7 protein-coding genes are annotated in these 7,380 nt (G+C 69.9%); 3 read left to right on the top strand and 4 right to left on the bottom strand.

What is annotated here, in order from left to right; genetic code table 11:
- Positions 1-99: 99 nt before the first annotated feature.
- The gene (locus ACFVYA_RS48820) at positions 100-450 is read right to left on the bottom strand and encodes a hypothetical protein (RefSeq protein ID WP_285986163.1); all 351 of its coding nucleotides are present in this window, start codon (positions 448-450) and stop codon (positions 100-102) included.
- A gap of 195 nt (positions 451-645) precedes the next feature.
- Entirely contained in the window at positions 646-1,119 is a 474-nt protein-coding gene (locus ACFVYA_RS48815; protein WP_387055369.1) for a carboxymuconolactone decarboxylase family protein, read from the bottom strand.
- A gap of 309 nt (positions 1,120-1,428) precedes the next feature.
- Between ACFVYA_RS48815 and ACFVYA_RS48810 the strand changes: the two genes are divergently transcribed.
- A complete protein-coding gene (locus ACFVYA_RS48810; protein ID WP_387055367.1) occupies positions 1,429-2,190 on the top strand; it encodes a DUF2382 domain-containing protein in 762 nt (253 codons plus the stop codon).
- A gap of 67 nt (positions 2,191-2,257) precedes the next feature.
- Here the strand turns inward: ACFVYA_RS48810 and ACFVYA_RS48805 are convergent, their stop codons facing one another.
- Positions 2,258-4,147, bottom strand: coding sequence for an acyl-CoA dehydrogenase (locus tag ACFVYA_RS48805; RefSeq protein WP_387055365.1), 1,890 nt, complete (start codon positions 4,145-4,147; stop codon positions 2,258-2,260).
- 80 nt (positions 4,148-4,227) lie between these two features.
- Complete coding sequence (locus tag ACFVYA_RS48800; RefSeq protein WP_387055363.1) at positions 4,228-5,601, bottom strand: glycosyl hydrolase family 28 protein; 1,374 nt, start codon at positions 5,599-5,601, stop codon at positions 4,228-4,230.
- Between the two features lie 285 nt (positions 5,602-5,886).
- Here ACFVYA_RS48800 and ACFVYA_RS48795 point away from each other — a divergent pair, with 285 nt between their 5' ends.
- Complete coding sequence (locus ACFVYA_RS48795) at positions 5,887-6,786, top strand: DUF6745 domain-containing protein (RefSeq protein WP_387055360.1); 900 nt, start codon at positions 5,887-5,889, stop codon at positions 6,784-6,786.
- A gap of 18 nt (positions 6,787-6,804) precedes the next feature.
- The gene (locus tag ACFVYA_RS48790; RefSeq protein ID WP_387055358.1) at positions 6,805-7,263 is read left to right on the top strand and encodes a hypothetical protein; all 459 of its coding nucleotides are present in this window, start codon (positions 6,805-6,807) and stop codon (positions 7,261-7,263) included.
- The last annotated feature ends 117 nt before the right edge of the window (positions 7,264-7,380 follow it).

Genomic DNA, 7,380 nt, shown 5'->3' with positions numbered 1-7,380 from the left:
GATTCACTCGTCATCGAGTGAATGGCCGCGCTTTTGCGAGGATGAGCCGAGGTTGGTTGGTGCACACTCAATCAACCAGCTTGCGGCTCCTCCTTTCGATCAGCCGGCCGAGTTTCCGTTGCAGGCCACGTACGACGGGTTGTGGTCGACCGTCAGCAGCTCCAGCGGGCCGTTCCACTGCCAGGGCAGCAGGCACGCGTTGTCGAGGATGCTGATGCCACCGTGGCCGCCGCCGGTGGAGTTGTTGTTGCAGGCCGCGTACGAAGGCGCGTGGCCCGCGTGCAGCGCCTCGATGGGACCGTTCCACTGCCACGGAGCCGCGCACAGGTTGTCGCCGATGCTGATGCCGCCGCCCGGGTGGTGCCCGACCTCGCCGGCGGAAGCCGGCGCGGCAACAGCGAGCATGGCGCCACCGATGACTGCGGCTGCGAAGAGCGTCTTTTTCATCATGGTAAAATCATCGGGCGATATCCGGTGATCCTTTATCGACATCACCCGATGGCTTGGACAACATCACCCACCCCGGCAATCAACCGCCTTGCGCCGGGCGCGGTCCAGTCCACTGTGCCACGGTGAGGGGTTCCACCGCCGTGAGATCGTCACCATCGAAGCTGGTCCCGCGCCCCACGGCAGGTGAACTCCCCCTCAGCCGAACATCCCCGGCTGGTACTCCCCCGCCGGGTTGCGGACGATCACGTTCAGCCGGTTCCACGCGTTGATCGTCGCCACCAGCGCGATCAGCGCCCCGATCTGCTCCTCGTCGAAGTGCTTGCGCACCGCGGCCCACGTCTCGTCGCTGACGCCGGTGTGCGCGTCCGCCAGGCGGGTGCCCTCCTCGGTCAGCGCCAGGGCCGCGCGCTCCGCCTCGGTGAACACCACCGCTTCACGCCACGCCGCCACCATCGCCAGGCGGACCGCCGTTTCGCCGGCCGCCGCCGCGTCCTTCGTGTGCATGTCGAGGCACATCCCGCAGCCGTTGATCTGGCTCGCGCGGATCTTCACCAGCTCCTGCGTCGCCTTCGGGAGCGACGACTCTTCGACCGGGTGCGACGCCGCGATCAGGCGCTTGACGAACTTGCCGGTGACCTCGTTCTCGAACATGTTGAGGCGCGCTTCCATGGTCGTTCCCCTTTCATCGTCTGCTTCACCCCCTTGACGACGCGGACGCCACCGTTGTGACAGCACCGCCAGTGACGCCGGTCACGCGAAATCCAGGTCCACACCTTCGCGTGCGCGCGACGGCCGCCCGTCACGCCGGCGGCACCGCGGTCGACCTGCGGGACCCGCCACGCCTGGCCCGCGGGAGACGCTTCAAACGATCACGATCAGGGGTCACCCACGGGACCACCACGACGGTTGCCGTGGTCACCGGCGCGGCCGACGGTGGATCTCAGACAACGGACCCAACGTCGAAGGAGCACGACCGCGATGGCCAGGACCATGCAGCCCCAAGAACTCATCGACAGCGCCGTGGTCGACCCCGACGGCAACAAGATCGGGAAGGTCGGCAACGTCTACCTCGCCGACGCGACGCACCAGCCCGAGTGGATCACCGTCAAGACCGGCCTCTTCGGCACCAAGGAAAGCTTCGTCCCGCTCTCCGGCGCCCGCACGGACAAGGACGGCATCCACGTCCAGGTCGACAAGGACAGCGTCTCCGAGGCGCCCCGCATCGACGCCGACGGGCACCTTTCGCCGGAAGAAAGCACGCAGCTCTACCAGCACTACGGCCTGCCGGTGCCGCGCACCTCGCCGGACGGGCGGACGGGCGGGCGGACGGACCGCGGCCCGGCCGCCATGGGCGGCCGCGGGAAGCGCGACGACCGTGCCTCCATGACGCGCTCGGAGGAACGGCTCAACGTCGGCACCGAGCAGGTCGAGACCGGGCACGTGCGGCTGCGCAAGTACGTCGTCACCGAAGAGCAGCAAGTCACCGTGCCGGTCCGGCACGAAGAGGTGCGCGTCGAACGCGAGCCGATCACCCGCGGCGAAGGCCGGGCGGAGATCGGCGAGGCCGAGCAGGACGTCGTCCTGCACGCCGAGAAACCCGTGGTGCGCAAGGAAACCGTGCCGGTCGAGCGGGCGCGCCTGCGGACCGAGACGGTCAGCGACGAGCAGACCGTGTCCGGCAAGGTCCGCAAGGAGCAGTTCGAGGTCACCGACGACGACCGGAAGCACCGCCGCTCCTGAAGGCTCCCGGACGGGTGGCCGGTCCCCGATACCGGCCACCCGTCCGGGCTCCACCGCGACCGGGCGGTCAGGACGTGAGCATCGGCGCCGCGAGGAACTGCTCCGGGATCGCGAACGCGTCCACCAGCGTGCGCGCGTGCGGGCGCAGCTCCGAGCACAGCCGGTTCACCGCCGACGTGACGGCCTTCGCGCGCGACGCCGTCAGGCGGCCGTGGCCCAGGAACCACGCCAGGTCCTCTTCGATCGCCGACAACGCGTAGAGGTCGCAGACGCGCTCCAGCACCGACCGCGCGTCCGGATCGTCGCAGCGCTCGATGGCCGCCGTGAACGCCTCGAGCACCAGGCGCTCGACGTGGACGCGGCCCGCGCGCAGCACGTGGTCCTGCGCCGAATTGAACACACCGAACGGGTCGGCAGCCGCCTTGCGCAGGCGCTTCGCCACGCCTTCGACGACGTGCTCCTCGCGGTCCTCGAACAGCCGCAGCTGCCATTCGCGGCGGAAGAACACCTCCGAGTCGGACCCTTCGGTGAGCGACTCGAGCGCCTTGCGCACCGAGGTCCGCTCCAGGAGCGTGCTGACCACCTGGTCGGTGAAGAAGCGGGCCGTCGCCAGCGGCGAAAGGTCCTCGAAATCCTGCTTGTAGCTGGTCAGCAGGCCCTTCGCGACCAGCTGCAGCAGCACCGTGTTGTCGCCTTCGAACGTCGTGAAGACGTCGGTGTCGGCCTTCAGCCCGGGCAGCACGTTCTCCGCCAGGTAGCCCGCGCCGCCGCACGCCTCGCGCGCGGTCTGGATCGCCGACGTCGCGTGCCACGTCGCGAGCGCCTTCAGCCCGGCGGCGCGCGACTCCAGCTCGCGCTGCTCCTCTTCGGGCGCCGACGAATCGATGTCGTGCAGCTTCGAGACCAGCTCTTCCTGCGCGAAGTGCAGCGCGTACGTCTTGGCCAGCGCCGGCAGGAGTTTCCGCTGGTGGGCGAGGTAGTCCAGGACGACGACCTCGTCGCCGTCCGGCTTCGCGAACTGGCGGCGGAACTCGCCGTAGCGGATCGCCAGCGTGAGCGCGCGTTTCGTGGCGCTGCCCGCGCTGCCCGCGACGCTCACCCGGCCGCGGATCAGCGTGCCCAGCATCGTGAAGAACCGGCGGCTGTCGCTCTCGATCGGGCTCGAGTACGTCCCGTCTTCGGCGACGTCACCGAAGCGGTTCAGCAGGGCTTCGCGCGGCACCCGGACGTCGTCGAACGCCAGCCGTCCATTGTCGACACCGTTGAGGCCCGCCTTCGGCCCGCAGTCCTTGATGGACACCCCCGGCATCGGCGCACCGTCGTCGTCGCGGATCGGCACGAGGAAGGCGTGCACGCCGCGCGATTCGCCGCCGGTCACCAGCTGCGCGAAGACCACCGCCAGCCGGCCGTCGCGGGCGGCGTTGCCGATGTACTCCTTGCGGGCCATCGCATCCGGCGTGTTGATCACGAACCCACCGTCGGCGAAGGTCGCCGTGGTGCGCAGGTGCTGGACGTCGGAACCGTGGCCGTGCTCGGTCATCGCGAAGCAGCCCAGGACGTCGAGGTCCATGATCGCGCGCAGGTACCGCTCGTGGTGCCGCTCGGTGCCGAGCAGCTGGACGGCGCCGCCGAACAGGCCCCACTGGACGCCGGCCTTCACCATCAGCGACAGGTCGCCGTAGCCGAGCATCTCGAACGACGTCACCGACCCGCCGACGTCACCACCGCCGCCGTACGCCGGGTCGAAGCCCAGGCCGGGGCGGTCGGTTCCGGCGAGCGCGCGCAGCTGGTCGAGCACCTGGGCGCGGTGCGCCTCGATGCCGAGGTCCACCGGGTCCCGGAACTCCGCGCCGGCCATCTGCGCCCGCACCCCGCGGCGCAGCTCGGCCCAGCGACCGTCGAGGACGGCGGTCAGTGCGTCCGGATCCACCTTCGAGGGCACTTCGGGGACGTCCACGGCTACCTCCGGAAAGGACGAACGGCAGGCTTCCTACTCGTTGGTAGTAAGCCTGCCGCAGCGCCGCCGATCCCGCAGGGTCAGATCGGCTTGCCGTTGACCGTCACATTCGTGAAGCGGGCACTGTCCACGTACTTCAGCGTGTTCGACGTGTCCGACACGCCCTTAAACGTGGAGTTCGCCACGGCGAACCCGTGCACGTGGGCGTTCGAAAGCCCGCTGACGTCGAACGTCTTGCCCGCGATCTTCGTGCTCGAACAGTTGCTGATCGTGAACGGCCCGAACGACGGGACGGAGCTACCGATCTGGCTGTTGTACGTGGATGTCACGTACACGAAGTTCCGCGCGAAAGTGCCGGAGACGCTGTCGAGGTTGATGTTCTCGGAAAACCCGCCACGCAGCGTGTTGGACTTCACGTACAGGGCGAACTTCGTATCACCCTTCACGGTGAGCTTGTACGCGTAGACGTTGCGGATCCCGCCGGTCTGCTCGCTGCCGCAGGTGATCGCACCCCAGTTGCCGTTCATCACGCAGTTCACCACGACGAGGTTCTGGCACGGGACGTTCACCCGCCGCCCGTCGGCGTCGCGGCCGGACTTGATGGCGATGTTGTCGTCGTGCGCGCCGAGGGTGCAGTTGGCGATGACGACGTGGTCGCACGACTCCGGGTCGCAGCCGTCGGTGTTGCTGTGCGCGGTGCTGGGATCGGTGCTGACGCCATCGACCGTGACGTTGCGGCACAGCGTCGGGTGCAGCTGCCAGAACATGGAGTTCTTCAGGGTGACGCCCTGGATCAGCACGTTCTCGCAGGCGTACGGCTCGACGAACGCCGAACGCATGGTGTGCCCCGAGCCCGGCACCACCCGCTTCTCCGGCGCGATCCCCTTGGCCACCAACGATTCCAGGTACGCCCGGTCGCTGCCCTTGTTCCACGACGAGGTCGCCGCCGCGTCGAGTGTGCCGCTGCCGGTGAGGCCGATATTCTTTTCCCCGTAGGCGTAGATCATCGGCGAGTGGTTGACGCATTCGATGCCCTCGTAGCGGGTCAGGACATTCGGGAACTTCGCCGCGTCACCGCTGAACTTCAGCACCGAACCGGGTTCGAGGTGCAGGTCGACGTGGCTCTTGAGCCGGATGGCACCGGTCAGGAAACTCCCGCCGCCCGGCACGATCACGTGGCCGCCGCCGGCCGCGGCGCAGGCGTCGATCGCCTTCGCGATCGCCGCGGTGTTGTCGGTTTTGCCGTCGTTCTTCGCGCCGTAACCGGTGATCGCGAAAGCGCGATCCGGGAAAACGGGAATCGTCGTGTTCGCGACGATGTCGTTCGCCGCCGGCCACGGGAGCGCGGGAACGTCGATGCGGGGCGCCGCCGAGGCGACCGCCGGGAGCAGCGGCACCGCCGCCACCGCGAGCCCGCCCTTGATCAGCTGCCGCCGGGTGAACCTGCCGTCCATGGACACTTCCTTCACGGGAAGAGCTGGTGCGACGGCGGAACCGCGGCACGGACCGCGGGCACGACGAACTCTAGGCGCGGAAGCGGGTTCAGGTCCAGGCTGAGACATCCGGGGCTTCGCCCCGAGCCGGGGGCTCCGCCACCCGGAACCCCCGAGAAGCCGCTTGCGCGATCGGCGAAACGGCTGTCATGATCGGAGCATGTCGATTCGAAAGGGCGTGCGCGCCCTCGCGCGTTGAGCGCCCCGCGGCGGCCGGACCGCCGACTTCCCGATATTTCCGCGTGGTTGAGCCACGCCTTCAGCACGTATTCCGCGGATCGTCCCGCGGCCGAAGACGCCATCACCCGGCTCTACGCGCTGCTCGGCGAGCCGCCGCCGAAGTTCGTCTGGGTGTCTTCCCCGAACGCCGCCGTGCCACCATCCGGGTCCGCCGAGCCGGTGGAAGCCCGGTTGGCGACGCGGGTCGCCGCGCTGCGAAGACGGTGGGGCGACATTTCGCCCGAGGCGAGGCAGACCGTCAAAGAGTCCGTCGCCGGCCTGATCCGGGCCGCCATTCCGCGTTCGCTGGGCCTGCACTGGTACGGGCAGCAGGACGCGTACTGGGTGACGCCGGACTCGGGTGACCCCGAGCTGGAACTGTGGGCGGTGCTCGTGCGCTCGTGCGGCTGGTGGTGGCCGCGCGACGGCGTCTGCGTCGTCGCCGAACGGCCGCTGGCGATCCACACGGACGACGGGTACCGGCCGCACGACGGGTCCGGGCCCGCGGTGGTCTACCCGGACGGCTGGGGCGTGCACGCCTGGCACGGCACGCGGGTGCCGTCCTGGGTGATCGAAGACCCCACCGCGGACCGGATCGACCGCGAGTCCAACGTCGAGGTGCGCCGCTGTGCGATCGAGCACCTGGGCTGGGCGGCGTACATCGAGCAGGCCGGGCTGCGGATCTCGAGCCGGGCGCCCGATCCCGGCAACCCCGGCTGCGAACTCCGGCTCTACGACCTTCCGCTGCGGAACGGGCAGGCGCCTTCGCGGCTGCTGCTGGCGGTGAACGGCTCGGTGGAGCGCGACGGCACCCGCCGTCGCTACGGGCTGAGCGTGCCCGCCGAATTCGACCATCCCCTCGACGCGGCCGGCTGGTCGTACGGGCTCACCGGAGCCCAGTACGCGCGCCTGCAGCGCCGGACCTGACTTTCTCGAGGTGAGCGCATGTTCCTGAGCGAACTGCTGGACCGGACCGGACTCGACGTCCTCGACCACCTGGACCGCCAGGTCACCGTCCCGGTGATCGACGGGCTCCAGGCCCAGGGGGACCTGATCGTGCTGCCGCTGGCGTTGCTGGGCGCGCCGGCCTGGCGCAGCGACTGGTGGGAGCTGCCCGCGGAAGGCCGCGAACTGGTCCGCGGCGAAGCGGGCAACAACCCGCACACGCTCGTCGCGGACCGGGGAACGTGCCGGCTGACGACGCGGCTGAACGACCCGGAACGGCTGGCGATCGCGGCCTTCGAGAACACGGCGCCGGTGTACCTGATCCACCCGGAGCACGGGGCAACCGGGGTGGCGCCCGGTGCGTGGTTCGTGCGGCGGCAGCGGGAGCTGAGTGCCCGGCCCGTGCAGCAGCGCCAGGCGTGGACCGGGGTGCCGGAGCCCGTGCTGATCGCGGACTGAGGGCCCGGCGGCGGGTGGTGGGGGGCGCCCCGGGGGGGGCCCCCCCCCCCCCCCCCCCCCCGGGGCCGGGGGGGGCACCACCCCCGCCCCCCCCCCCCCACACCACCGCCGGGGGCA

The sequence above is a fragment of the Amycolatopsis sp. NPDC058278 genome (genome assembly GCF_042881395.1).
Classification (GTDB): domain Bacteria; phylum Actinomycetota; class Actinomycetes; order Mycobacteriales; family Pseudonocardiaceae; genus Amycolatopsis.
Note: the sequence above shows the minus strand (reverse complement) of the source record. Positions and strands in the feature narration are given on the sequence as shown.

Excerpts from the sequence above, each read along its gene's own strand:
- ACFVYA_RS48820 (WP_285986163.1), bottom strand. The coding sequence starts at position 450 with ATGATGAAAAAGACGCTCTTCGCAGCCGCAGTCATCGGTGGCGCCATG.
- ACFVYA_RS48815 (WP_387055369.1), bottom strand. The coding sequence starts at position 1,119 with ATGGAAGCGCGCCTCAACATGTTCGAGAACGAGGTCACCGGCAAGTTC.
- ACFVYA_RS48810 (WP_387055367.1), top strand. The coding sequence starts at position 1,429 with ATGGCCAGGACCATGCAGCCCCAAGAACTCATCGACAGCGCCGTGGTC.
- ACFVYA_RS48800 (WP_387055363.1), bottom strand. The coding sequence starts at position 5,601 with ATGGACGGCAGGTTCACCCGGCGGCAGCTGATCAAGGGCGGGCTCGCG.
- ACFVYA_RS48790 (WP_387055358.1), top strand. The coding sequence starts at position 6,805 with ATGTTCCTGAGCGAACTGCTGGACCGGACCGGACTCGACGTCCTCGAC.